Raw genomic sequence first — 26098 nt, forward strand, 5'->3', positions numbered from 1 at the left:
TTAACTAAGTAATGCAATAGAAAACGCAGCATAGAGAGAGTTTTTAAAAGCTCTCCTTCACCAATCAGACTTCCCATTGAAAGAATGAGATTGTCATAGCTAATGCTCGCTAGTAGTATAGGCAACACAATCATTGCAAGGCTGGTTGATTGCTGCCACAGACGAATTAGCTTACAGCACTTCCGGCTCTTATGAAGCACAATTTTATCCATATCCCTTTCCTATCCTAACTTTTGAGACTGTGTGCTTACCTCATAGCAGGCGGAAGTGCTGTATTAATATCCATTCGATCAAGGCAAGACTTAGATGTGTTAAGGGATAAATGATTAACATGAGTAATGTATTCACATAACTTGATGTATTCCAAGTACAAATATTGACTGCTGAACCAGATCAATATTTGTGCTTTGAATAAAAACTAGAGCGACTTATTCACCAGAATTTTGACTGTAATTATGCTTGAAAGTAGTGTCTAAAAATCATCCGATAAAACCACTTTTAACTTAGTTTTAAGTTTTGGTGCAAAACCACTTCCTTCGGCAACATAAGTAAGCGCTCCTCCTGGTTCTAAAACAGCAGGGCCACCACAGGCTTTAATTAAATCAACACCGTCTTTCACCCGAATATCTTGGCAACCAAATTCCAATCCATTTGGCCCAGTAATTTTAATCTTATTGATTGTTCCAGTTTCGCCAGCAGCTAAAAAAAGTTTAGCAGAGCGAATAACTGTTTTAGCTGGTAAAGGATTAGTTGTTGTGTTGATACTGAATTTACCTCCGTCAATTGTCGCTGCTTCCGTAATAATTAAGGTAGCAAGGGTATTTGGAACTGCCATCGCAGCTGTAGGAAAACAGAATATAAACAATGACAGGGCAAATGCCAAAACTTTTGCTGGATTTATGAACATCTTCAATGAATTCATGATGATTATCCTTGTTTAACTTTTACAAATTCTCTGGATGTAAGTAAGTGGCTAAAATTAAATATAAAACCTCACCCTCAATCCCTCTCCTTAGTAAGGAGAGGGATTGAGGGTGAGGTTACGTCTACCTACTTACGCTCAATATTCTTATCTGCTGATCTTTAGCTATTTATGCAGATTTTTAAAAAATTATTTTTTTATTCCCTAATTACCAAAATGTCTTTTACTCTGCCTGTGTTTAACAACATAATACGCTTAGTTTTTCCAAGGACGTTTCAAAGTGATACTAAAGCTCATCGGTACTTACCGCTATTTGAAGAAATAGCGGTAAGTACTGGTATTCTGGCGACTATATGCACTTAGTCGCAAACACAGATCGTTCGATAACCCGTAACTTGGGTTAATATCATGTCCTTCAAGACATCCTTTTAGCTTTCATCGCTGTTTTACTTCTGGTTGATTAGCCAAACAGAGAGCAGAGCGATCGCTACATCAACGGGATAAACAGGATCGAATTTTGGAAAAATGCGATCGCACAGCTGATACACATCAAGCCTCCTCCCATGCCCATAAGACAATTCAAAAGGCTCAAGGTTGAATAGTTTTCGCCGACTGGTTAAATAACAAATCTCGTAACTTCTCTGGATCGAGCGCTTGAGTTTTGAATGCTTCTGCTTTCTCGTAGGCGCGAATTGTTGCTGGACGAGCTTTAATTGTCTCAAACCACCGCTTGAGGTGAGGAAAATCCTCTAGGTTTTGACTTTGGATCTCATGGGCCACAATCCAGGGATAAGCAGCAATATCGGCAATGGAATAATCGCCAGCCACAAATTCTCTATCTGCTAGTTGCTTATTCAGTACTGCATATAAGCGTCCCGTTTCATTCACATAACGCTTAATGGCATATTCAATTTTTTCGGGAGCATAAGTACTAAAGTGATGATTTTGCCCCGCCATTGGCCCTAACCCCGCCATTTGCCAGAACAACCATTCTAAAACTTGAGTGCGTTGGCGTAAATCTTGGGGGATTAATTTCCCGGTTTTTTCTGCTAAATATAGCAAGATTGCCCCAGACTCAAATACTGAAATCGGCGCACCTCCATCTGCTGGTTGAGGGTCAACGATCGCAGGCATCCGATTGTTAGGAGAAATCTTCAGAAATTCGGGCTTAAATTGATCCCCAGCGCCAATATTCACAGGAATTATGGTATATTGCAAGCCGACTTCTTCCAAAAAAATCGTGATTTTATGACCGTTTGGGGTTGCCCAATAATAGAGATCGATCATGGTTATTTTTCCTAAAATTGTGTGATTGTTTTGTAGGTGATTACGAATTGGATTCTGGTGCTTTGGCGATCGCTGCCCAAACTCTATGGTGAACCTGAAGGATTGGTGTAGGATATTTTGATTCAAGTAATTTTGCCAATTCTTGGTCAAATACTTCTACTTTTTCTGGTGTCAAGCTGGCTCCCACGCCAGCACTAGCCCGAATTCGTCCCCGCCAATCTTCGTGTGTATAAGATACAAATAAATCGTAAGAAAATGTGCGGATATCTCGGAATCCAACTTCGCCAATGTCTTGTAACCACAGGGGATGTAAGCCATTACCGCCGCCCAAATTCCACGCGGGATTATGAGCCTCGATCAGGTGTTCTGTGGCTTCAACCACATTACCTTTTAAGGGTATCCAATCAAAATGTGCGATCGCAAGTGAGCCATTTTTTCTCAATATCCGAGTAATTTCTTGGACAGCAAGCGGACGATCAAACCAATGCCAACATTGTCCAGCAGTAACTACATCGGCACTTGCATCTGGTAACTCGGTATTCTCGGCAGTTGCAACTCGATAATCTACTTGGATTTGGGCAGATTCGCTTAACTGTCTGGCTTGTTCTAAAAGTGATGCTGATGGATCTATGCCAATTACATAAGCACCTCTATCAGCAAAGCCCCGCGCTAGTGTTCCTGTTCCTGTACCAAGGTCAACAATATTCTGCCCTGGTAAACCTATACCATATTCAGACAGTTTGTTAAATAATGAACTGGGAAAACCAGCGCGGTGTTTTGCATAATCAACAGCAGTTGCACCAAAATCAATTTTCATACCTGCAAAACCATCGTTGTAACAATTGTCTAGGTTAGAAGTTCTCTACCCAAGGACGTAGTTCTACTTCATAAGTCCAAGCACTGCGGGGCTGGCGTAGAATACTGAGATAAGTTTGAGCGATCGCATCTGGGTCGAGAGTACTATCAGGATTATCTAATGGATCTTGGCGAACTCCTGAACGGATTGCCCCATCAATTACAAAATGCGCGACATGGATATTCTTTGGTGCTAATTCTCTAGCAATACTTTGAGCCAAACCGCGTAGTGCAAATTTACCCATTGCAAAGGGAGCAGACAGAGGATAACCCTTAATACTGGCTGAGGCTCCAGTAAAAAATATAGCACCGCCGCCAAGCTGCAAAAACCTTTTGGTAGCAGCTTGAGCAACAAGAAAGCCACCATAAGCAGTTACATCTAAGGTTTTTGCCACCTCACCAGGGTCTAAATCAACAATAGATCCCCGCACTCGATAACTAGGATTGTAAATGACAATATTTGGGGAACCAATTTTATTATCAATATCAATAAATAATTGTTCTACTTCATTTGGCTTGGAAACATCAGCAGCGAAACTAACTGCGCCAATTTCAGTGCTTAATTGAGTGAGTTTTTCAATTTGACGAGCCGCTAAAGCTACAGTGAATCCTTCTTTGGCAAATAAGCGAGCTAAAGAAGCACTCAGTCCACTACCTGCACCGACAATTAAAGCTGTTGTTGTCATAAATTTAATTCTCCTTGTTAAGATTAACAGTTGATAATAGTTCTTAGTTTTGATTGGATGTCAACTTTCATCTTCATAAACCTTACTGCGATGCCCTACTTTAACTACACTTATTAACAAAACATCGTCATATATTTCATAAATCACTCGGTACTCGCCTACTCGAATCCGATAAGTATTTTCTTCATCCTTTAATTTTTTAACCCCGTTAGGACGGGGTTCTATAGCTAAAGTTAAAATTTTTGAATCGATGCGGTTTTTAATGTTGATTGGGAGTTTATTTAGTTGTTTTATTGCACCCTTAGTAAATTCAATTTCATACATTACGCAGTTTCTTTCTCATATCCTTTATATTCGTTCCAAGACACAGTACCATTGATGCGTCTATCTTCCCTCGCTTCTTTAATAGCTTTTATATCCTCTTCTTCCTCTTCATTATCTATACGTTTTAGTAGAGCGTAAATGTCGTCTAAAGTACTGTCATAAGCTTGATTTAGCAGTATGTTGATATCTTTAATTAATTGTTCGCGTTCGTGTTCGGTTTTCATTTTTACTCATCCTCTGCTATTAATTATTTTGACATTTTATCAAAGTTGTGAAAATGTTGAGGGATTTTAACATGATAGTCTCAATAGGTTTTTACTGCGAGAACGTTATGAACCAAAGCATTTATTTGATTAAATCAAGGTATATACCAGCTATAAATTAAGAATTAATTGAGCGTGACTGAAGATTGCTGTAAATTGCCCTTAGTGGGAGTTTGACCAATTTGCAGTACACCAACTGCGGCAATCAAACAGAGAACGCCTGATAAAATAAACGCTTCTAAATAACTACCCGTCCAGGTTCTCAACACCCCGGCTCCGAATGCTGCCGTGGCTGCACCAAGCTGGTGTCCTGCAACAATCCAACCGAACATTACGCCGACATTTTCTTTACCAAAGGCATTGGCAACAAGACGGACTGTCGGTGGTACGGTAGCAATCCAATCAAGTCCATAAAATACGGCGAAAATGGAAAGTCCATAGAAGGAAAAGTTGAAACTGAAGGGCAAGAAAATTAAAGACAAACCCCGTAGCCCGTAGTACCAGCACAACAAGTAGCGATTGTTCCATCGGTCAGATAGCCAACCGGACATAGTAGTTCCAAAAAAATCGAATAGTCCCATGATTGCCAAAAGTCCCGCAGCCTTGACTTCCGGGATACCGTGGTCAATACAAGCAGGAATCAGATGAGTTCCAATTAACCCATTTGTGCTTGCGCCACAGATAAAAAAGCTACCAAATAACAGCCAGAAATCGCGTTTATGCATTCCCAGCCAGAGAGCGTTGAGGGTAGAGGCGATGGAATTTGCTCTAGGCTTTGATATCTCTACAGTTTCGCTGTTGTCACCAAAAGGTCGCAACCCGACATCAGCCGGGCGATCGCGCATAAAGGCTGCGATCGCTGGAATAATTAGAAGTGCTGCACCAGTCAGAGCCAGAGCCGCAGTTCGCCACCCAAAGCGATCGGTTACTGAGGCCAGTATGGGCAAAAACACCAGTTGTCCTGTGGCTGTACTGGCGGTTAAGATGCCGAGAACTAGACCCCGCTTTTCAAAAAACCAGCGATTGACAACAATAGCCCCCAAAACCAGGGCGATAACTCCGCTACCAGAACCGACAACTACACCCCACAGCAAGATTAGCTGCCAAGATGCTGACATGAAAGTGGTTAAACCGACACCGAGAGCAATGACAGCAAGTGAGAATACCATCATCCAGCGAATGCCGATTCGTTCCATAACTGTGGCGGCAAAAGGGCCAATTAATCCGTAGAGAACTAAGTTAATGGATATTGCCAAAGATATAGTTGCTCTACTCCAGCCAAACTCTTGTTCGAGAGGCACTATAAAAACTCCTGGAGCAGAGCGAATTCCGGCTGCAACTAGTAAGGCTAGGAATGTTAAACCCGCAACGAGCCAGCCATAGTGGAACGAACGACGCGCTAAGAAGGAGGCTAAGGACATAGTGGGGACTGGCGAGTGGGAACTGGCGACTGGGGACTGGGGAATAACTCAACATAATTACGAATTACGAATTACGAATTGTTAATGCCCCATGCCCAATTTAGAGAGAACTAACCCTGATATGGATTACCGATTCTGTCTACGGAGACGTTGGAGGAGAATGGTAAACGACCTGGATTTAAGCGTGGTTCGGCTGCATAGCCAACAGGAACAACAACAGCGATCGCTAAATCTGGATTGTCCCCAGCATCAATCACTTCCTTTACCTTATCTTCAATCCAACCGTTCATAAAACAAGTTGATAATCCCAAACTTTCTGCTGCTAACACCAAATGAGTAGCGGCGATGATGGCATCTTTGATGGCATATTCGCGTCGCTTGTCGCCTAGCCCAGCCTGAAATTGCGGGATGGCGGTTTTAAAGTAATTTACCGTGCCTTCATTCCATGCACCAGTTTCGAGTCCCTGCTCTATAATTGGGGTCAAGTTTTGTTCGCTTGCGTTGGGATCTGCGGCAAAAACAAAGGTCACAGGTGCTTGAATAATTTGCTGTTGATTAAAAGATGCGGCTGACAGTGCTGCTTTTTGCGCCTCATCTTGCACAAGAATAATTTGCCAGGACTGGATATTATAGCTACTGGGCGCTGCTACGGTCAACTCTACCAGTTGCTTGAGTAGTTCTGGGGTAATGGGGTCTGGTTTAAAAGTTTTGATTGAACGACGTTTAGCGATCGCACTGGGTACATCTAAAGGTTGGATTTGAGTGATCGGACTCATGAGATTCTCCTGATAGTTGGGTTATTGACCAAATAATTCGTAAGTAGAGTACAACCAAATCTATTTATTCATGAAACAAAAATAAAAATTATTCCCTGTTTCAGAATAAACAACTTGCCCACCCCACAAGATTGGGTAATTTATTTGTTGGAAGTCCCCAAGGAAGACTCATAATTACGAACTACGAATTACGCCTGAGCTACTGCCTCATTAGCAGCCGACAAAAATGGATAGTCTGTATATCCTTTTTCACTGCCGCCATAAAAGGTTGCTTGATTTGGTTGATTTAGTGGTGCATTCAAAGCCAAGCGTTGGGGTAAATCTGGATTTGATATAAATAACGTGCCAAAGGCAACTAAATCGGCTGCTTTGCTTGCCAGTACAGCATCGCCTTTTTCACGGGTATAACCACCATTGACGATGAGTGTACCTGTAAAGCGATCGCGGATATGACTAGTGGGTACAATTATTCCGCCATGTCTAATATCTGCCTCTGTTGCCTCATAAATATGCAGATATGCCAAATTAAATCGGTTCAACGCTTGAGCCGCGTAACCGAATGTTTCCAGGGGATTGGAATCACCTATATCGTTAAAAGTCCCACTAGGAGAGAAACGTACCCCGACTCGGTTAGAATCCCACACACTAGTTACCGCCTCAGTCACCTCCAACAGGAATCGGGCGCGATTTTCAATGGAACCACCATATTTATCTGTCCGTTGATTGGTGCGATCGCGGAGAAATTGATCTATTAAATAACCATTTGCTGAGTGAATTTCCACCCCATCAAATCCAGCCGCGAGAGCATTTGCCGCTCCCTGACGGTACTGTTCGACTATCTGCGGTATTTCTGAAGTTTCTAAAGCACGGGGAGTAACATAGGGTTTTGGCCCCTCATAAGTTGCAGCTTCACCTTTCGGAGCGATCGCAGAAGGTGCTACAGGTAAAGCTCCATTCGGTTGTAAGTCTGGGTGAGAAATCCTACCTACATGCCATAGTTGCAGAAAAATTCTTCCTCCCGCCTGATGTACGGCATCGGTTACTAACTTCCATCCTTCCACCTGTTCTGGCGAATGAATTCCTGGTGTAGCGGGATAGCCTTGTCCTTCAGCAGTTACCTGTGTTGCTTCAGAAATAATCAGTCCGGCGGAAGCACGTTGGACGTAGTAGGTAGCATTCAGTTCGTGTGGTACGTTTCCCTTACCTGCTCTATTTCGGGTTAAGGGTGCCATTACTATCCGGTTAGGTAGTTCCAGATTCCCTAACTGGTAAGAAGAGAATAAGTTGATATCAGTAGTCATGTCGCTTTGCTCCAATTCAAAATGACGCTCGATCATTCGCTCTAAGCGAAGCCATACCGTTGGCGCAGCCTCTCTAAGAGTTGGCTTTACGCTGCGCTAACAAAATTCAAAATTCGGAACCCCGCATCTCGGAGATAAGTAAAGAGACCACACGGTAGGGCAACCCCTACGATAGATGTGGTTCAAATATTAAACAATCGACCGAATAACGCCACCATCTACCCGTAAAGCTGCACCATTAGTTGCTGAAGCTACGGGACTAGAAAGGTAAACTACGATCGCTGCTACTTCTTCATTAGTCGCAAAGCGTTTGATTAGGGAACTGGGACGCATTTTTTGAAAGAACTCAGCCTCAACTTCTGATGGACTAATACCACCTTCCTGCGCCAGCTTGGTGATAAACTCTTCAACTCCTTCTGAGCGGGTAGGCCCTGGGAGGACGGAGTTTACCGTGACTCCAGTGCCGACAGTCATTTCTGCTAAACCTCTGGCGATCGCAAGCTGCGCTGTCTTTGTTGTGCCGTAGTGAATCATTTCCACTGGAATTTGGATACCAGATTCGCTGGAGATAAAAATTATCCGCCCCCAGTTTTGCTCTAGCTGCTTTTGCAGATATTGCCGACTCAAACGGACTCCACTGAGAACGTTAACCTCAAATATTTTTAACCAATCTTCATCAGTAATATCAAAGAAGGTTTTTGGTTCATAAATACCGACATTGTTAATCAGGATATCAACATGAGGAACTTTTTGCAAAAGTTGCTCTACCCCTGATGCAGTACCTGCATCTGCAACAACACCAGAAATTTTCGCTTCGGGTGTACTTTGTTGAATTTTGGCGATCGCTTGGGCGACTCTTTCTTCAGATCGACCATTGACAATTACTGATGCACCCTCTTGAGCTAATCCAAGTGCGATCGCCAAACCGATACCTGCGGTTGAGCCACTCACCAGCGCGGATTTACCATGCAATTTTAAGTCCATTTGCTCTTTCCCCGTTAGTTGAAACAGAATGCTCTGGGATTGGTGACAGGGGACTGGGAACTGGGGACTGGAGAGCAGAGGGGCAGAGGAGCAAATGCCCCATGCCCAATGCCCAATTCCCAATTCCCCATACCCTTAACTTAGATTAAAGATGCTGTGCTAAGGTTTTATTCAAGGTAGTTTTTGGAACTGCCCCTACGACAGTATCAACCTGGCGACCTCCTTTAAAAACCATCAGCGTCGGAATGCTGCGAATTCCATAATGGCTAGCGACAGTAGGGTTCTGATCTGTGTTCAGCTTCACAAATTTCACCTGTCCTTCGTATTCAGCAGCAACCTCATCGACTACTGGGCCTACCATCCGGCAAGGGCCACACCAAGGGGCCCAAAAGTCTACTAAGACCGGAAGTTCACTTTCTAAAACTTCTTGCTTGAATGTGGCTTCCGTGACATTTGTAATGGATGACATAAATTGCCTTCCTAATTAATTCTATAATTCGATAATATCGAATAATCAAAATATATGCCACTTGATGAGATAATGCAACTATGAGATTTCTTTATCATCCAGATAGAAAAAATATTTCTTTACCAGGAGTGCTGTATGCATTGGGCGATCCAGTGCGGCTAGAGATTGTGCGGCTGCTGGCGACTGAGGGGGAACAATGCTGTGCCCAGTTTGATTTTGCGATCGCTAAGTCTACGATGTCCAATCATTTTAAGATTTTGCGGGAGTCTGGGATAGTCCTTACACGTAAAGAAGGCACACATCATATTAATATTCTGCGGCGTGAAGATTTAGAGATGCTGTTTCCAGGATTGCTGGATGCGGTATTGAAAGCGGCTCAACCATTGCCTGTTAGTCCTGCTACTAAACAAACAGTTTCAAGGACTTAGGGATGGGCATTGGGCATTGGGCATTGGCGCTATTTGTTTAAGAATCTTCTCGTTTTTCAAATTGTGTTTCTAAATCAGCAAAGATATCATGTTGTTCTCCAAAAGTTCTTGGAGTGTGAGATAAACCTAAATCTGTAGAGAGTAAATCAATCCCATCGATAATTTTGGGTATCTGAGCTTGATCGACTTGCAGACTAAGAAAGCATTTCTCTCTGTAATCTGGTCTTTCTTGAAATAGTGCGATCGCTCTTTCCAAAGGGCGCATAACCTGATATGCTTTTTCAGCCTTCTCAATTGACACTTGAGGTATTGGCGATCGCAGCCTGAGAATTGCTAAATCAATTAAATCTCTTGCCTCAACGCTGTTATCCATGTAACGGTCAGAATTTGACAGCAGCTTAGAGGTAAAACAGTCATTGAAGCTTAAACAAGGAACGAATGACCAGTTTAGATATCTTGGTGGGTCTAATTGAAAACGAGTTTCGGCAATAATTTCTGTTTTAATCGGCACATCATCGACAAAAACTATCATCCGAATTCCATATTGGTCAGTTGTGCTACGTCCAACTTCAATTTTACTTAAATCCCGAAATAATGCTTCATGCCCACCCTCAAATACCACTGTCCGCAGGTATTTATAGCCTTCTGTACCAACAGAAGCAATAAAATCAATGTCCTTACTCCAGCGATATTCTTCAAACTCAAATGCAAGAAGGGTTCCGCCACCAAAGTAAGCAGAACCCTTCCTAAGTATGTCAGAATCTAAGCATTCAAGAACTGTGAGAATTTGATTATGGTGTTCTAACCTAAAGGTCATAAAGAAACTTGTAACCAGGATTTATAGCGTCTGGCAAGTTCCTTAAGGAAATTCAGTTCTTCACCCTCAAGATTATTGAATAGGTCGTGATATTGCCAGCCACGTTCATAGCGACTCAGCATTTGTTCTGAAGTAAAGCGATATACATCGGCGGTCTGCCAACAAATCGACTCCAGAAAAGGCAGCTTTTTGGGGACAATAACTGGATTAATTGTTGGTGTTGCGGTTGTCATAACTCTTTTAATCAACCACTTTTGAGCTTAACTTTAATTTTAGATTAGCACTAACGATTTTGAAATTCAATTTTATTCTAACTATAAATTATCCGAACTGGGATAAACTCTTCCTTTCCAAGCGCCGCCGCGTCCTTGCCAGTGACGGAGTGCTGAGTCTAGAGTCATCAGGGTATAGAGAAAAGCGATCGCAGGTAAACTAAAGGCTAACCAAGGAGAACATTTATAAAAGCGAATTGTCGGGTAGTAAGCTAAACTCATCAACAGCCATCCTAATAAACCCGTAAGTGCGATCGCCCAACTACCCCAAACCGCACCCAGAATTACACATACAGGTAGAACTAGATAAATCAGAGGCATTCCTACCAAAGTGCCTAATAGTAGTAATGGAGAATAATTCAGTTGAGTATAGGCACTACGGGCAACCATATCCCAAATCGTCGCCAGCGAATCATAAGGACGCAAACTGCGAGTCAAGCTACTCAATCCTAACCAGATACGCCCTTGGGTAGGAATTGGGTATAGATCATTGTTTATCCCCCTTGTCTCCTTGTCCCCTTGTCCCCCACTCTTCTTAACAGCTTGAGCAAGGGCGCAATCATCAATTAAAGCTTGGCGAATCACTTGAATACCTCCGATTCGCTCTAAAGCTTCACGGGCGATCAGAATAGATCCCCCGGCTGCGCCTGCTGTGGGATTGTTGGGATTATTAACCCAGCGAAAAGGATAGAGTTTTTGGAAGAAAAAGACAAAAGCCGGAATCAAAAGTTTTTCCCAAAAGCTGTCACACCTAAGTCGCACCATTACCGAAACCATGTCTAAATCTTCTTGGACAGCTTTAGCAACGAGGCGGCGAAGATTTCCAGGATCGTGTTCGATATCTGCGTCAGTCAGTAAAAAATAGTCAGGTGCGAATTTACTAGCGCTTTTTATACCTTGCTCAACTGCCCAAAGTTTGCCCGACCAACCAGAAGGCAGTAATTCGCCTGAGATAATATGTAATTGCTGGGGTTTCCCGACAGCGTGTGCAACTCCTTCGGCAAAACTTGCTGTACCGTCTGTACTGCGATCGTCTACCAAAAACACGTTGAAAGAACCAGGATAATCTTGGAGTAGGAGCGATCGCAAACTAGTTGGTATCAATTCAGCTTCGTTACGGGCTGGAACGACAGCACAAACCACAGGTAACGATTCTAGCTGAGTTTCTCCAATCTCTAATTGTTGGTCTGTCCGCCAAAATTGTCCCCAAAAACATAGTAATCCTAACCAAATTGTCAAGGATAACAGCATCAATCCTAATACAATTACATCCATGATCTATTGCAAATTCTCAGTGACTCAGACACAATACTATGTCTACCAATAAAGGAAAAAATTTTTCATAGTATTACCGTATTCATAACTAGTGTTGAGTGTGAGGTTAGATAGGATTTGATGCAAACACAAGACAGGGTAAAAGTCAATCAAATTGCCGAAGCGATCGCAGCCAGCCAACAATATTTACTTTCGATTCAAAATCCGGCAGGCTACTGGTGGGCAGAGTTAGAATCTAATGTCACCATCACTGCTGAAGCCGTTCTTTTGCATAAGATTTGGGGAACAGACCAAACCAGACCTTTACACAAAGTTGAAGCATATCTGCGTCAAGAGCAACGGCAGCATGGCGGCTGGGAACTTTACTACGGTGATGGCGGAGAAATTAGCACTTCAGTTGAAGCTTACATGGCGCTGAGGCTACTAGGTGTACCAGCAAACGATCCGGCGCTGATTCGGGCGAAAGCTTTTATTCTCCAACGGGGCGGTGTTAGCAAAACTCGAATTTTTACTAAGTTGCACCTAGCCTTGATTGGCTGCTACAACTGGCGCGGTATTCCCTCGCTACCGCCTTGGGTGATGCTGTTGCCTGAAGGTTTCCCAGTTAATATCTACGAGATGTCTAGCTGGGCGCGTTCCAGTACAGTACCATTACTGATTGTGTGCGATCGCAAACCTGTTTTTATCACCAACCCAACTATCAACTTAGATGAGCTATACGTTGAAGGTGTGGATCGAGTCCGGTGGGAATTACCTCAAGCTGGTGATTGGACAGATTTATTCCTCACCCTTGATCGAGGATTCAAGTTGGCAGAAAGCCTGAATTTGGTACCTTTTCGTGAAGAAGGTATCAAAGCCGCCGAAAAATGGATTTTAGAACGGCAAGAAGCTACAGGCGACTGGGGGGGCATTATTCCAGCGATGCTGAATTCAATGCTAGCTTTGCGCTGTCTGGATTATGACCGAAGCGATCCGATTGTGGAGCGAGGTTTGCAAGCAATTGATAACTTTGCCATTGAAACAGATAATAGCTACCGAGTTCAACCTTGTGTTTCACCCGTGTGGGATACAGCTTGGGCGATGCGTGCTTTGGTAGAATCTGGCTTTGCACCAGATCATCCAGTTGTGGTAAAAGCTGGCGAATGGTTGTTACAAAAACAAATTTTAGATTATGGAGATTGGGCTGTAAAAAATCGTCAGGGAAAACCAGGGGCTTGGGCTTTTGAGTTTGAGAATCGCTTTTATCCCGATGTAGATGACTCGGCGGTAGTGGTGATGGCTTTACATTTGGCGAAACTTCCCAACGAAAAAATCAAACAGGCTGCGATCGCACGGGCGTTAAACTGGATTGCATCTATGCAATGTAAACCGGGTGGTTGGGCTGCCTTTGATTTGGATAACGATCAAGATTGGCTTAACTCTATCCCTTATGGCGACTTGAAAGCCATGATCGATCCAAATAGCGCAGATGTTACGGCTAGAGTCGTAGAAATGCTTGGTGCTTGTGATTTGTCGATTGATAGTGATAATTTAGAGCGATCGCTTACTTATCTTCTAAGCGAACAAGAAACCGAAGGCTGTTGGTTTGGTCGTTGGGGTGTAAATTATATCTACGGCACTAGTGGCGTTTTGTCAGCTTTGGCGTTAATTGATCCTCAAAGACATAAACTCAGCATAGAACGGGGAGCAGCTTGGTTAGTGGGATGTCAAAACCCAGATGGTGGTTGGGGTGAGACTTGCCGCAGCTATAATGACCCCAGTCTTAAAGGAAAAGGAAATAATACTGCATCTCAAACCGCTTGGGCTTTAATTGGCCTCTTGGCAGCAGGTGAAGCAACTGGTAATTTAGCTCTTGAGGCTATTGAGCAAGGAATTGCCTATTTAGTTGCAACTCAAAAACCTGATGGTACTTGGTTTGAAGCGGACTTTACAGGGACTGGATTCCCAAGCCATTTTTATCTCAAATATCATCTGTATCAACAATACTTTCCTTTAATCGCGCTAGGTCGGTATCAAACAATTTTGCGCTAGTGGAAGGACGTAGGGGAGGCAGTAAGACTCAAAGCCTCTCTTTACTACGGCTACGGTGTATACAAAAGTCTTTTAGAGTTGCTCCGTAACAACTAGGACTAGCCCTTTCAAGGTGGGTAAAATTTTTGGAGAATAATTAGTTACTCTTTTCTCTGTGTTGCTCCAGGTGCTACAACGGGGGGAACCCCCGCAACGCACTGGCGGTTCCCCAACTTGTTCGCGCAGCGTCTCCGACAGGAGAAGCAACTGGCGCAACACAGAGAGGAAAGCAGAGATTTTATGAGTCACCTTGAAAGGGCTAGTCCTAACAACGTGGAGTAGGCTAATTTTTACAAGTTGATTATTGGCATTACGAGTCGATGCAATAGCATTACAGGTCGATGCAATGGCATTACAGGTCGATGCAATGGCATTACAGGTCGATGCAATAGCATTACGAGTCGATACAATGGCATTACGAGTCGATACAATGGCATTACGAGTCGATACAATGGCATTACGGGTCGATGCAATGGCATTACGGGTTCCTCGTCCTCACCTAGAGATTCAAGAAAAAGACACCATAAAAATTAACTTAAAAACAAAAGTTTTCCAAATTTTAAACATACATAAAAGTGAGGCATAGCCCCACCTTTGATATCAACTTTGGGTAATTAGTTATGATTTCCACAGTCATTAAGTAGGTAGGCGTAATTAAATATAAGATCAAACCTCACCCTCAGAGGTTGTTTGAAAAGTGTTTCGCTGTGACTTTAGGCACTTTAGATCCCCCCGAACCCCCCTTCAAAAGGGGGGAACCGGAGTTAAAGTCCCCCTTTTGAAGGGGGATTTAGGGGGATCTAAAACTTTTGATACCGACAAGAAGACTTGTTCATTCATCCTCTCAATCCCTCTCCTTACTACTACGGTGTACACACATCTTTGTACAAACCCAAAATCGTTGGAGATCCCCCTAAATCCCCCGATAAATTGGGTGACTTTAAGAGACTTTTGCCCCCCAATTTATCGGGGGGGGTTGGGGGGATCAAAAGCTTATGAGGCCACTCTCAAAGATTTGTGTGTACACCGTAGCCTTACTAAGGAGAGGGAAGCCGGAGCCAGGGTGAGGTTTTATATTTAATTTGACCAATTTACTTACACCCCACACGCCAGTCGCTTATGGGGAAAACCACCTTGGCGCTAGGCTCTCCCTTTGGCGGGGTAGGGTTTTTCGGGTTTAATAAGAATCTAGCGAAGATGATAAGCTGATAATCTTGTAATTTGCACATTGTGATTTATTAAAATCATTGTAGTGCGGGCATCCTGCCCGCGTCGAACGTGCAAATTAAATGCAGAACAGCTGATGATTCTTAATTCAAAACTATAGCAATCCTATCTGATTTGTGAAAATTCGCAGTGTTCAGATCCCCGACTTCGTAAAAGTTGTCGGGGATCTAACTTTTCATGAGTGATTTAGGACTGCTATATTACAGCACGCGCTTGAAGAAAGTCACTAAATCTTCAATATTTGGTGTGTGAAGTAAATCTAATACTTCCGTAGCTTTTTCAGAAGGTATATAGTCATTTGGTACACCGATGATTGAAGTTCCCAAATTTTGGGCTAATTGATACCAAAAAGCCAATTTATCATCAACGTTGATTGAAGCATACTCTTCAGCAGGTATTGCTCTTTCTCCTACTTCATCTTGGTTTAGCAACTGACGCAAAGCAAACAGCTGTTCTCCCTGTGGGAGGTTTTGAATTTGTGCAACTAAATTTGCAGTCTTTTCATTTGGTGTATTATTGAGACATAGCGACGGAATTGCATCAGAAATTTCAGTGTAAAGTAAGGCTAAGACAGTCAAGCGATCGTCTATTTCCAAACTCTGAAATTTTGATACACTTTGTTCTAAAAAATTGACGTTTGTAGAAGTCATAAGCACCTCAAGGTAATTAACTACTTAATTAACTAAAAATTGTTAAATGAAAATTATAATTATGAATTTAATTATTTTTAATATATTGAGTACAAAACAAAAGTTGTTGATTTTCTTAAAAAAATAAATGCTTACGAGTAATAGTTTTAGCTTTTACTCTGTATTTATTGATCGAGAAAAAGTGAAAGCGCCAGTCATCAAAAATTAAATTTAGATTAAGCGACTGGCGGATATAGCAGGGCTTAAGAAAATGGGTATGCAGACAGAATATTGCAAGTAAATTAACTTGGTATATCAGCCATCCTCATTTTTAGACTAAATAGATAACCTCAAGCAAGTTAAAAACTTCAAAGTGCTAAATTTCAGCGCCTGGTTTTGCGTCAGCACCCAATGGGCTAACATAATCACGGAAAAGAGTAATCTGTTGCTCAAAGGCTAATCCTTGAATTCTGCCCAATAACGCTTTAGACTCTGAGGGAAGTTCATAGTCAGCAGGTACTGGAATGATAGTACCATCATCCATACCTTGAGATAATCGATACCAAAACAGCAGCTTGGTAGTATCACCCAAAGAACCATATTGACGAGACATTTGGGTATCTACTTTATTAATCAAGTCACGCTGAACTTGTAATTGTTCTTCATGAGTTAATTCCTTAACTTGATTAAACAAACCTTCAGCGATTTCTGGGGAAACAGTGCTAGCACCAGGAGCAGCTGGTGTAATTGAGCCACCCATCTCTTTATAAATGAACCAAAACAAAGCCAGTTGTTGATCCACATCCAACTTTTGCCAAGCTTGAACATGTTCCCGAATAGTTGGATCGCTAGTTTGTGTGTATGTCATTATTAACTCCAATTGGAATTTATGAGTGCTATTAACAACGTTATCAAATTTACATTTAACGTTTTACCCTACTGAAGACAGAGGTATTAAAATCAGAAAGAAGAACAATTATCAACAGAACACAAATCTGGCAGACTGTAGTCCTGCATTAGAGGTATTATAATTAGATAAAAGTCAAATATCAAATCCCAAAATTATGATTGGCAAAAGAATTTTCAATAATTTAGCAGTTGAAATTCTGTAAGCTGGAGATATTTGTTAGAGAAATGTATTTCCTTAGATAGATGTAAGACTGATTGGGACAGTGCCTATAAAAGCACTGCCAATTTACCGACATTAATTTCTTAACGCCGCCATCCAATTTGTTGATTTACAAGTAAGAAAAGAATTTCTGGTTTTATTCTCGCCGATTTTGATAATCTTCAGAAGACTTTGGATCTAACTCCCAGCGATCGCCATCACGATCCTCTAAAATATCATTGGTATGGAGAAACTCGGAGTCATCCATTTCTAGTCCCACTGCTGCTTCTAGCTCCTCAGTTACATTTTGATCGGGAGTCGCAGTACTACCACCAACAGCTTCATCCCCAACTGCATCTGCATCTTGCGAATAAGCATCAACATCTTCACCAGTGAGTTCAGGACTAGTTTCTATATACTCAGGTCTTTCTTCTCTGATTGAGCGTCCACTAATATTGTATCCCGGCAAGTCTTTTACACCAGTACCATAAGATTCGGTGATTTCCTGTGGCAAATCATTGGTTTCAATTTCGTCATTATGATTTTTTTCTGGCATGATACTAGCCTTTTTCTGCCTTATCACAATAACCCTTTCCTGCCACAAAGTTATCTTACTATAGATGTATAGCTTTAGAAATAAAAGAATCTATCCCCTGGGAACGACGCTAAGGTAGCGATCGCACCATACTATTAAAAATATGAAATCATAATCAAGCAACTTGTAGTTGAAGCTTTTAGCTATGAGTTAGGAGTTATAAAACCGAAAATATTCAGTAGTAAACTTCTCACTCATAGCTATTTTCTCTTCAGGAGAAAGATGAGGATTTGAGTTGTTTTATTCCGTCAAAAACCCAGAAATTTTAACTGTCTTTGTCTTTATTGATGAATATTGTAGCTAGTTAAAAACTAGAAAGAAACAGGTAATCCAATTTATGACTGACCATAACAATCATTCCGATAATAAAAAAGTTGCCATCCTCATTGAACAGGCGGTAGAGGATGCAGAATTTACAGTTCCTTATAATGGACTAAAACAAGCCGGAATAGAGGTAGTAATCCTTGGTTCCCGAATGAATGAAAAATATAAGGGTAAACGCGGCAAACTTAGTATACAAGCTGATGGTACTACTACAGAAGCGATCGCAGCCCAATTCGACGCGGTAATAATTCCCGGTGGGATGGCTCCCGACAAAATGCGGCGTAACCCTAACACAGTACGTTTTGTCCAAGAGGCCATACAACAAGGAAAATTAGTTGCTGCTGTATGCCATGGCCCACAAGTTTTGATTGACGGGGACTTGCTCAAAGGTAAACAAGCCACTGGTTTTAGCGCTATTGCCAAAGATATGACTAACGCTGGCGCAAATTATCTAGATGAGCCGTTGGTAGTTGACGGGAATTTGATTACATCTCGTGAACCTGGAGACTTACCAATTTTCACCACAGCGATATTAAGCCGTTTGGGTTATGGTGGCAAAGATGCTGCATTACCAAATGAGAAAGACACAAGCGCTGAATGGTGGAAGCTAGCTGATGCTTGGGGTGGCTCAACTAAAGGTGAGATCACCAAAGGTTTAAATAATGCTCTTGCTGGTGAACGCTATTCACTAGAAGCATTTGAAAATTACTTAGAAAAGGAATCAGATAGCGAAGTAAATTCAGTCTTTCAAGAAATAATCGCTAGTAAACAGCGCCACATTCAAAAAGTAGAAATCTATCTTCAGCACTTGAACGAAAAACCCTCTTTAGCGGCAAATATTGCTAATCAGTATGCCAAAGTGAAAACTGCCTTGACAGGAAGTGATGACATATATCAGTTACGTTCTGCTTTAGGGGATATACAAACTGGTATTGGCGATATTGGCAATTTGTGTGCAATGTTCACCGATCCAGTAGCAACTGCTATTTTCAAAGAAATTTATCACGATTTATTGAAATACGAACAGCGATTAGCAGAACTATATCGGGCGCGGGTTGGTGTTGACATTCAGGCTCCTAAGCCGACTACAGGAGCCGCAGTGTCAATGTAATACGCCCGCTACGCTCTAAGCGTTCGCGTAACGCCTCGTAGAGAAGCTATGCCGTAGGCTTTACGTAATTCGTAATTACAACACATTCATGCTATCAGTGGGAGCTTCCAAACTCTCTACTGTTGCAAAATTAAATGCTGGAGGGGCAATTCATGAATTGCCTCTACGTATAAATCTTTCTTTTCGACTATTGTTTGCGTAAATATTATTACTGAAATGGAGATATAAAAAGTGACATCAACACCAGGAGATAAATTAAGTACCAGTCCGACTGAAGCTAGTGAAGTTGAGCGTTGGGCATCTCTTATTGGTGGCGGTGCGATGGTGCTGATGGGTTTAAGGCAAGGTTCATTGCGGGGAGCATTGACGGCTTTAGCTGGTGGCGGTTTGATTTATCAAGGTGCAACGAAGCAAAGCACAATTCAACAAGCACAGGAAGCAATAGGGATAAACCAACCCATCAAAGTTGAAAAGACGGTAACTATCAATAAATCGGCAGAAGAATTGTATCGTTTTTGGCACAACTTTGAGAATCTGCCCACATTTATGAAGCATCTAAAATCTGTCACGGTGTACAACGAAAAACGTTCTCACTGGATAGCCAATGCACCCTTGGGTAACAGCGTAGAATGGGATGCAGATATTCTCGAAGATCGGGAAAATGAATTTATTTCTTGGGCTTCTGTAGAAGGTGCAGACGTTGATAATTCTGGTTTTGTTCGCTTCAAAAAAGCACCAGGCGATCGCGGCACGGAAGTTAAGGTTGTTTTGGAGTATAACCTACCCGGTGGAGCATTGGCAGCTACCGTAGCTAAACTTTTTGGTGAAGAACCAGAACAGCAAATTGGTGATGAATTACGCCGCTTCAAAATGCTAATGGAAGCAGGCGAAATTGCCACTACCCACGATCAACCTTGTGGAAGCAAGTAGTTATTTGTCACTTCTCTAAAGCGAATGACTAATAACTAAAGCGATCGTTTTCCTAAAGGTCTGGAAATGGCGCAAAAGTTTACCAAAGCGAAGTAATTAACTCTAAACAAGTTAATGCTGGTAAAGTGTTGAAGGAGATAACTGATAGCGGTGGCATTACACTAAACACCCCACAGCTATCATATTTTTCAACAACAAACAAAAGGATAACTGCATCAAAGTTGTCCTTAAACTCTAAATACTGAATAGTTATTCAGTGTTTGGAATTATCCACCCAACATAATGCAATTGAGGTTTATTATGAATCGAGTTATTTCATGGCTGCGGAATATTCGGATTTCCCAAATCATCGTAGTTTTCTTAGTAGGATTTATGTTCTTATTAGGTCAGGCTTTTAGCGACATTAATGTAGCACAAGCTGATGTTAAAACTCCAGAGGGCACTTATTATAAAGGCATACCAGACGGGCAAGGTGAAATCAGAAACGATACCCAAACAACAAAAACCCAAAATCCATTAAAAGAAGCTGCTGATAATATCCGCGAAAAGCTAAACTTGGATGAAGAAACTCCTCGATCTACAAAAGAATTTCTTAAGTCTACAAAAAATACAGTTGGAGACAAAGTTCAGCCATTGACTGGAACTAAAGAAGGTTATTACCGAACTCCTCCTAGCAAGTAATTGAGAGATAGAATGTAGACTTGTAGAAATTTTTGAGTCTAACTGTAAAACAACCTTTGGAAATTTACTGAGACGCGATAACTATCGCGTCTCAAAGTCAGGTTAAATCGAGTATTTATCTTGATATTAACGAGCCAGAAGTCATTACTAAGGACTAAATAATTATGAAAGCAGTTTGCTGGCATGGAGCAAACGATGTGCGGGTGGAAACAGTTCCCGACCCCAAAATTCTTAACCCCCGCGATGCCATTGTTAAAATTACTTCCACAGCAATTTGTGGTTCGGATTTGCATCTTTATAATGGCTATATCCCCTCAATGCAAAAGGGCGATATCCTTGGTCATGAATTCATGGGGGAAGTTGTAGAACTGGGAAGTGCAGTTAAAAATGTGAACATAGGCGATCGCGTCGTTGTTCCTTTTACCATCTCCTGCGGTAGCTGCTTTTTCTGCAATCGGGATTTATGGTCGTTGTGCGACAACTCTAACCCCAATGCTTCGTTAGTAGAAAAGCAAATGGGGCATTCACCATCAGGTCTATTTGGCTACTCTCATTTATTCGGCGGTTACGCTGGTGGTCAAGCAGAGTATGTACGAGTCCCATTTGCAGATGTGGGTTTGTTTAAAATCCCCGATGGTTTGACGGATGAACAAGTGTTATTTTTAACAGATATATTCCCTACTGGATATATGGCAGCTGAGAACTGCAACATCCAACCCGGTGATATTGTCGCCGTTTGGGGTTGTGGCCCCGTCGGACAATTCGCTATTCAAAGCGCATATCTTCTTGGTGCAGAAAGGGTTATCGCTATCGATCGCATTCCTGAACGCCTGGAAATGGCTAAAACATACGGTAAAGCTGAAGTTCTCAACTACGAAGAAGTCGATGTTGGCGAAGCACTTAACGAAATGACTGGGGGGCGTGGCCCTGATGCTTGCATTGATGCAGTGGGAATGGAAGCACATGGTACAGATTTCATGGCGTTATACGACCAAGTAAAGCAAGCAGTACGCCTAGAAACAGACCGTCCAACGGCATTACGGCAAGTAATTGTATCTTGTCGCAAAGGTGGCCACGTATCAATTCCGGGAGTATACGGTGGCTTTATTGACAAAATGCCGATGGGTGCTGCTATGAACAAGGGGTTAACTTTAAAAATGGGACAAACCCATGTCCATAAATATTTACGACCCTTGTTAGAACACGTTCAAAATGGTGATATCGATCCAACCTTTGTGATCACCCACACATTACCTTTAGAACAAGCGCCCCACGGCTACGAAATTTTTAAGGACAAGAAAGATAACTGCATCAAAGTTGTACTCAAACCTTAAGGTAATTATGAGCGACACCAGCGTTAAAAAAATAGATTCTACCCATTCCCCTAAAGGTAAACTTGGTCAGAAGTATCTTGCTTCTGGTAAATCTCTTTCTATGCGTCTTTGGGAAGACGAACAACCAAGCGAAGACAAAGAACCAAGTTCGCGCGACTATGAAACAGTTGGTTATGTAATCAATGGTCGTGCCGAATTGCACATTGAAGGGCAAATGATTTTGCTAGAACCTGGAAGTTCTTGGGTTGTGCCAAAAGGAGCCAGCCATACATACAAAATTCTGGAACCATTCACAGCTGTTGAAGCAACCAGTCCACCAGCTCAAATCCACGAACGGGATGAGAATTAAACCACGCTTAACAATTCAAAATTCAAATTAAATTTACTAGAAAAGAGGGAAGGAGAAGCAGCCGTCGGCTGCTTCTCCTTCCCCCAACCTCGCAATGATTATCATTCTTATACTTGGTGATTTTATTGCTTGGAAGTGCCTAATCTAGTTAGGAGGTAATTCTAAACTCATTTCACCCAACAATCCTTTGCGAAAATCTGTTAACAGTTGCCTTGCAGCACGCTCTACATCACCTTTGTAACGATGCTCGGCCAAGGCGTGCAAATAAGTATCCCCAGTGTCGGATGTCGAATCGAGTTGGTAACGGGACTGTAATGGTTTCTTTGGTAATAAATCTGTAGTTACAGCTTCCAAATAGTTGAATAAATCGACTAGGGCTGCTGCTACTAGCTGATTATCGTAAGATGCTTCACCGATATCATCACAAATAGCTAATTTCAATGCTGCATCTTGGTCTTCTAACCTGATAGGGATAACACCAGGAGCATCTAGCAATTCCAAATGTTCGGAAATTCTTACCCAGCGCAGTTGGCGAGTCACTCCAGGACGGGCTGCACTTTCCACAACTCGCCGTCCTAAAAGGCGGTTAATTAAAGCTGATTTACCGACGTTGGGAAAACCAATTACCACAGCCCGCACTGGACGAGGTAACATTCCGCGATCGCTTCTTCTTTGATTAAGTTCTACTCCGGCGGCTTGCGCTGCCCGTGCCACTTCTGCTATACCTTTACCATGTTGAGCGTTGGTAAAATAAGGGACTTCCCCTTGACGTTTAAACCAATCTATCCACAGCGATCGCATTTGCGGCGTAATCATATCTACTCGGTTAAGAATCAACACCCGTTTCTTACCCTCCACCCACTCACCTATTTGGGGATGGTGAGTTGCTAAGGGAATCCGCGCGTCTCGTACCTCAAATACCACATCTACGCGCTTAAGCTGCTCTTTGAGCTTCTTTTCAGCTTTAGCAATATGACCTGGATACCATTGAATCAGATTTAATCTATAGTTTTGAGTTATAGCCATAATTTATGATTAACTACCAATTACTTATTATCACTAATATTAAAGGGACTGGGGATTAGGGGAGAATAATAACTCCAAACTCTTGTACAGACGCGATTAATCGCATCTCTCCTCTTTTGCTTGATGTAAAATTAGACGATTGCCATCGGGGTCATAAGCATAAATTTCTCTGCCGTGGGAAGCAATGGAAATCTTTCCTGGTGGGGGATAGCCTAAAACTGTTAGATGAGCGATCGCATCTTCTAAGTTACTCACCTCTAAACACAAACTTATCTTACTTTTGCTGACAGCTTCAAATTCCGATTCCTTTGCGTTCTTGGGTTTAAAAATACCTAATCGCATACCAAGCAAACTAAACTCAGCATAGACATTCGGAACCAAAATAACTGGCTTCTGCTCCAGTAATTTAGTATAGAAATTCATTAAAGTCTCGCAATTAACCGATGCTATAGCGACAAATGCATTAGTGTACTGAAAAACCATATTTGTTTATCGCCTTTGAAGTTTTAATTTAAATAGCATACGCATTTATGGTTATCATAGTTGACAATTATCTGGAGCTAAAATCTAAGCTAACGACTGGTAAAATAGTGAAATTTGACTTTGGATTCAAAACATTATTCAATCATTGGCATCAAGGCTTCGTAATATTCCACAATATGCTCATGGTGCAAAATCTCTAAGGCAACATTGCAGCGCCAAGAGGTGCGCCAAATAAAGCAGTAAAACCAGCCGCCATCGCTGCTAAACTTATAGTTCTGAGGTCTTCACCTTGGAGTTTTAAGTTTGAATATGGGAAACTTCCTGAATATATAGGTTTTTGTTCAAATTGGCGAGGAATTAATGAACTCAAAATATAACTTTCAATACTTTCAAGGCAGTTCTCTTTCTGATTTATTTGCTCAAGATATCGCAGATACATCTTATGGCTTTATCTTAAATTACCCTGCAACTGCAAGTTGGGCTGCTTATCCCAATGGGAACAAATATTTTATTCAAGATGGGAGTAGTGAAGCTAGCAAAACCTCCCTCGACAAGCTTTGTCAAAAGGAACCTTGGAAAAATTTGGCTGTATTAGGCGATCGCATTCCCGGTATTGTGATTATTCCGCCGCCAAAGTCCTTGCTTGAATACTGGCAAGAGCATTTTGGATTCAAGTACTCCAGTATTGAGATAATGGATCGCTCGACTTATCTAGACGATCTCAGTCACAGCGTACGCTTTGACAAACTCATCACTCTATTTCCTTTTGATCGTCTAAAACCTGAAAAACACGCTGTTGTTCCAGACACCCATTACCGCTTACTCAGCAAAGTAACGCTAAACGAATTGGGGGTGCAATGTCCAAAATACAAGAGCTACAATCTCCACCAAGTCAATCTCGAAGACATTCAGTTACCACAATTTCCCTACTTAATAAAAACGTCTCACGGACTGTCAGGAGAAGGCACTTATATCATCAAAAGTCCCAGCGATTTAAACTACTGCCTTGAAGAAATTAGGAAATATCTTGATATTAAGTTGCTTGATACGATTATTGTCTCAGAGTTCGTCAAAAATGAGGTGCAAAATTACTGCGTACAGTTCTATGTCAACAAAGCCGGAGAGATAACACTCATCGGCACTACCACACAACTCGTCACTCCAGAAGGCAACTATTTAGGGGGAGTGATTGACTACCGCAGAACTGACATGAGCAAGTTTTTTGAGATGATTGCCAACGTTGGTGAGTATGCTCACAAACAGGGATATTTTGGCGTGATTGGCTTTGATGTGCTGGAAGACCAAGACGGACAATTTTATGCGATCGATGCCAATTTCCGAGTCAATGGCTCGACTCCGTTGTGTTTGCAACGCCATACCCTACTGCAACTGGGGAAAGAAGTAGCTAAATATTCCAGTAGCTATCGAATGGAGGGGACATTGGAATCAATCCTGATAACCCTGAAATCAGAACTAGCTCGCAAAGACTTGATTATTCTATCGGCTTTAGAGAAAGTGAAATACGGAAAAATCTATACGGAACTTTATGCGATCGCTACTGGAGAAACTATCGAAGAAATGCAGCACATCGAGCAGAAATTACAGGCTAAGGGATTACAACTACTCCCTTAAACAGGACGATAGTCGATATTGAAAATTTATTATTCTACTTCGATCAGATCGGTTTACTGTTTGATTGGGAATAAAACTTGCATTAGCTGACCTAGTTAATACGTCCTACAATTTAGCGAAAATAGGTGATGAAAACAAGTGGGGAATAGTAATGCTTGACTTAAGTAAAATCCAATCGATAGCTCAATCTTATTCTCCTCAAGAACTATTTGCGGCCTTGGTTTGGCAGCGTCAATTTAATCGGTTTGATGGAGAGCAGGTGATTATTGACCTTTGTGGGCGCACGGATTTATGGGCAAGCTTTCTATTTACAAAACCAATATTTGCACCAGATGAAAACGGTCTAAGTTTTGGTGGAGTTACAGCACTTGCGTCTATTATGAGGTACACTAGATTAAAATATAAATACTTTTAAATGAAGTCCTACTCTGTCGATCTTCGAGAAAAAATAGTTGCAGCACATATAAGAGAAAAACATCTCAATCAGGAAAGTAGCTAATATATTTTCTGTCTCAAAGA

The 26098-nt window shown here is 41.9% G+C and carries 29 protein-coding genes and 1 pseudogene; 10 read left to right on the forward strand and 20 right to left on the reverse strand.

The genetic code is table 11. The annotated features are described in order from the left end of the window. Window positions 1-472 precede the first annotated feature (472 nt). The 11 genes from V7K38_RS07590 to trxA form a co-directional block, all read right to left on the reverse strand. Window positions 473-922 (reverse strand): hypothetical protein, encoded by a 450-nt coding sequence (locus V7K38_RS07590; protein ID WP_334856694.1) that lies wholly within the window; start codon window positions 920-922, stop codon window positions 473-475. Between the two features lie 588 nt (window positions 923-1510). After that, the gene (locus V7K38_RS07595; protein WP_334856696.1) at window positions 1511-2209 is read right to left on the reverse strand and encodes a glutathione binding-like protein; all 699 of its coding nucleotides are present in this window, start codon (window positions 2207-2209) and stop codon (window positions 1511-1513) included. A 40-nt stretch (window positions 2210-2249) separates the two neighbouring features. Next, a complete protein-coding gene (locus tag V7K38_RS07600) occupies window positions 2250-3026 on the reverse strand; it encodes a class I SAM-dependent methyltransferase (RefSeq protein ID WP_334856697.1) in 777 nt (258 codons plus the stop codon). Between the two features lie 34 nt (window positions 3027-3060). Beyond that, complete coding sequence (locus V7K38_RS07605; protein ID WP_334856699.1) at window positions 3061-3750, reverse strand: SDR family NAD(P)-dependent oxidoreductase; 690 nt, start codon at window positions 3748-3750, stop codon at window positions 3061-3063. 60 nt (window positions 3751-3810) lie between these two features. Continuing rightward, complete coding sequence (locus V7K38_RS07610) at window positions 3811-4074, reverse strand: type II toxin-antitoxin system RelE family toxin (RefSeq protein ID WP_334856701.1); 264 nt, start codon at window positions 4072-4074, stop codon at window positions 3811-3813. After that, entirely contained in the window at window positions 4074-4298 is a 225-nt protein-coding gene (locus V7K38_RS07615; protein ID WP_334856703.1) for a hypothetical protein, read from the reverse strand. The genes V7K38_RS07610 and V7K38_RS07615 overlap by 1 nt, the downstream gene beginning before the upstream one ends. A 164-nt stretch (window positions 4299-4462) precedes the next feature. Next, window positions 4463-5758, reverse strand: coding sequence for an MFS transporter (locus V7K38_RS07620; RefSeq protein WP_334856705.1), 1296 nt, complete (start codon window positions 5756-5758; stop codon window positions 4463-4465). Between the two features lie 110 nt (window positions 5759-5868). Beyond that, window positions 5869-6534, reverse strand: a complete 666-nt coding sequence (locus V7K38_RS07625) for a nitroreductase family protein (RefSeq protein ID WP_334856706.1) — start codon at window positions 6532-6534, stop codon at window positions 5869-5871. Window positions 6535-6722: 188 nt separating this feature from the next. Next, the gene (locus tag V7K38_RS07630) at window positions 6723-7835 is read right to left on the reverse strand and encodes an alkene reductase (protein WP_334856708.1); all 1113 of its coding nucleotides are present in this window, start codon (window positions 7833-7835) and stop codon (window positions 6723-6725) included. Window positions 7836-8024: 189 nt separating this feature from the next. Beyond that, window positions 8025-8819 (reverse strand): SDR family NAD(P)-dependent oxidoreductase, encoded by a 795-nt coding sequence (locus V7K38_RS07635; protein ID WP_334856709.1) that lies wholly within the window; start codon window positions 8817-8819, stop codon window positions 8025-8027. 145 nt (window positions 8820-8964) lie between these two features. Continuing rightward, window positions 8965-9288 (reverse strand): thioredoxin, encoded by a 324-nt coding sequence (gene trxA / locus V7K38_RS07640; RefSeq protein ID WP_334856711.1) that lies wholly within the window; start codon window positions 9286-9288, stop codon window positions 8965-8967. A gap of 80 nt (window positions 9289-9368) precedes the next feature. Here trxA and V7K38_RS07645 point away from each other — a divergent pair, with 80 nt between their 5' ends. Next, on the forward strand, window positions 9369-9716 hold the full coding sequence (locus V7K38_RS07645; RefSeq protein WP_334856713.1) for an ArsR/SmtB family transcription factor: 348 nt from the start codon (window positions 9369-9371) through the stop codon (window positions 9714-9716). A 37-nt stretch (window positions 9717-9753) separates the two neighbouring features. Here V7K38_RS07645 and V7K38_RS07650 read toward each other — a convergent pair whose 3' ends face one another. The 3 genes from V7K38_RS07650 to V7K38_RS07660 form a co-directional block, all read right to left on the reverse strand. Further along, window positions 9754-10533: a nucleotidyl transferase AbiEii/AbiGii toxin family protein gene (locus V7K38_RS07650; RefSeq protein ID WP_334856714.1), complete on the reverse strand. Its 780-nt coding sequence runs from the start codon at window positions 10531-10533 to the stop codon at window positions 9754-9756. Further along, window positions 10530-10766 (reverse strand): hypothetical protein, encoded by a 237-nt coding sequence (locus V7K38_RS07655; RefSeq protein ID WP_334856716.1) that lies wholly within the window; start codon window positions 10764-10766, stop codon window positions 10530-10532. The genes V7K38_RS07650 and V7K38_RS07655 overlap by 4 nt, the downstream gene beginning before the upstream one ends. Before the next feature lie 81 nt (window positions 10767-10847). Continuing rightward, window positions 10848-12080 carry a glycosyltransferase gene (locus V7K38_RS07660; protein ID WP_334856717.1) on the reverse strand — a complete coding sequence of 411 codons (1233 nt, stop codon included), beginning with the start codon at window positions 12078-12080 and terminating at the stop codon, window positions 10848-10850. Between the two features lie 120 nt (window positions 12081-12200). Here V7K38_RS07660 and shc point away from each other — a divergent pair, with 120 nt between their 5' ends. Both shc and V7K38_RS07670 read left to right on the forward strand, forming a co-directional pair. Beyond that, window positions 12201-14111, forward strand: a complete 1911-nt coding sequence (gene shc / locus V7K38_RS07665) for a squalene--hopene cyclase (RefSeq protein WP_334856719.1) — start codon at window positions 12201-12203, stop codon at window positions 14109-14111. Between the two features lie 343 nt (window positions 14112-14454). Further along, the gene (locus V7K38_RS07670) at window positions 14455-14736 is read left to right on the forward strand and encodes a hypothetical protein (RefSeq protein ID WP_334856721.1); all 282 of its coding nucleotides are present in this window, start codon (window positions 14455-14457) and stop codon (window positions 14734-14736) included. Window positions 14737-15577: 841 nt separating this feature from the next. On the opposite strand, the gene V7K38_RS07675 is transcribed toward V7K38_RS07670, so the two are convergent. From V7K38_RS07675 to V7K38_RS07685, 3 genes are all read right to left on the reverse strand, one after another. Beyond that, window positions 15578-16027, reverse strand: a complete 450-nt coding sequence (locus tag V7K38_RS07675) for an orange carotenoid protein N-terminal domain-containing protein (RefSeq protein WP_334856723.1) — start codon at window positions 16025-16027, stop codon at window positions 15578-15580. 355 nt (window positions 16028-16382) lie between these two features. Then, window positions 16383-16874, reverse strand: a complete 492-nt coding sequence (locus V7K38_RS07680) for an orange carotenoid protein N-terminal domain-containing protein (protein WP_334856725.1) — start codon at window positions 16872-16874, stop codon at window positions 16383-16385. A gap of 397 nt (window positions 16875-17271) precedes the next feature. After that, window positions 17272-17670, reverse strand: coding sequence for a DUF6335 family protein (locus V7K38_RS07685; RefSeq protein WP_334856727.1), 399 nt, complete (start codon window positions 17668-17670; stop codon window positions 17272-17274). A 376-nt stretch (window positions 17671-18046) separates the two neighbouring features. Here V7K38_RS07685 and V7K38_RS07690 point away from each other — a divergent pair, with 376 nt between their 5' ends. From V7K38_RS07690 to V7K38_RS07710, 5 genes are all read left to right on the forward strand, one after another. After that, entirely contained in the window at window positions 18047-19144 is a 1098-nt protein-coding gene (locus V7K38_RS07690) for a DJ-1/PfpI/YhbO family deglycase/protease (RefSeq protein ID WP_334856729.1), read from the forward strand. A gap of 231 nt (window positions 19145-19375) precedes the next feature. After that, on the forward strand, window positions 19376-20074 hold the full coding sequence (locus V7K38_RS07695; RefSeq protein ID WP_334856731.1) for an SRPBCC family protein: 699 nt from the start codon (window positions 19376-19378) through the stop codon (window positions 20072-20074). A gap of 300 nt (window positions 20075-20374) precedes the next feature. Further along, a complete protein-coding gene (locus tag V7K38_RS07700) occupies window positions 20375-20755 on the forward strand; it encodes a hypothetical protein (RefSeq protein ID WP_334856733.1) in 381 nt (126 codons plus the stop codon). Between the two features lie 164 nt (window positions 20756-20919). Beyond that, window positions 20920-22089, forward strand: a complete 1170-nt coding sequence (locus tag V7K38_RS07705) for a zinc-dependent alcohol dehydrogenase (protein ID WP_334856735.1) — start codon at window positions 20920-20922, stop codon at window positions 22087-22089. A gap of 7 nt (window positions 22090-22096) precedes the next feature. Further along, on the forward strand, window positions 22097-22438 hold the full coding sequence (locus V7K38_RS07710; protein WP_334856737.1) for a cupin domain-containing protein: 342 nt from the start codon (window positions 22097-22099) through the stop codon (window positions 22436-22438). Window positions 22439-22582: 144 nt separating this feature from the next. Here V7K38_RS07710 and ylqF read toward each other — a convergent pair whose 3' ends face one another. The 3 genes and pseudogenes from ylqF to V7K38_RS07725 all read right to left on the reverse strand — a co-directional run. Then, window positions 22583-23464: a ribosome biogenesis GTPase YlqF gene (gene ylqF / locus V7K38_RS07715; RefSeq protein ID WP_334856739.1), complete on the reverse strand. Its 882-nt coding sequence runs from the start codon at window positions 23462-23464 to the stop codon at window positions 22583-22585. A gap of 96 nt (window positions 23465-23560) precedes the next feature. Beyond that, entirely contained in the window at window positions 23561-23947 is a 387-nt protein-coding gene (locus tag V7K38_RS07720) for a VOC family protein (RefSeq protein WP_334856741.1), read from the reverse strand. A gap of 140 nt (window positions 23948-24087) precedes the next feature. After that, a pseudogene (locus V7K38_RS07725) lies at window positions 24088-24248 on the reverse strand (chloride channel protein); the annotation flags it as partial. 59 nt (window positions 24249-24307) lie between these two features. Between V7K38_RS07725 and V7K38_RS07730 the strand changes: the two are divergent. Continuing rightward, window positions 24308-25579 (forward strand): ATP-grasp domain-containing protein, encoded by a 1272-nt coding sequence (locus V7K38_RS07730; protein WP_334856743.1) that lies wholly within the window; start codon window positions 24308-24310, stop codon window positions 25577-25579. A 151-nt stretch (window positions 25580-25730) separates the two neighbouring features. After that, the gene (locus V7K38_RS07735) at window positions 25731-25994 is read left to right on the forward strand and encodes a hypothetical protein (protein WP_334856746.1); all 264 of its coding nucleotides are present in this window, start codon (window positions 25731-25733) and stop codon (window positions 25992-25994) included. Window positions 25995-26098: the final 104 nt, after the last annotated feature.

It is taken from the genome of Nostoc sp. (assembly GCF_036917465.1).
Taxonomy (GTDB): Bacteria; Cyanobacteriota; Cyanobacteriia; order Cyanobacteriales; family Nostocaceae; genus Nostoc.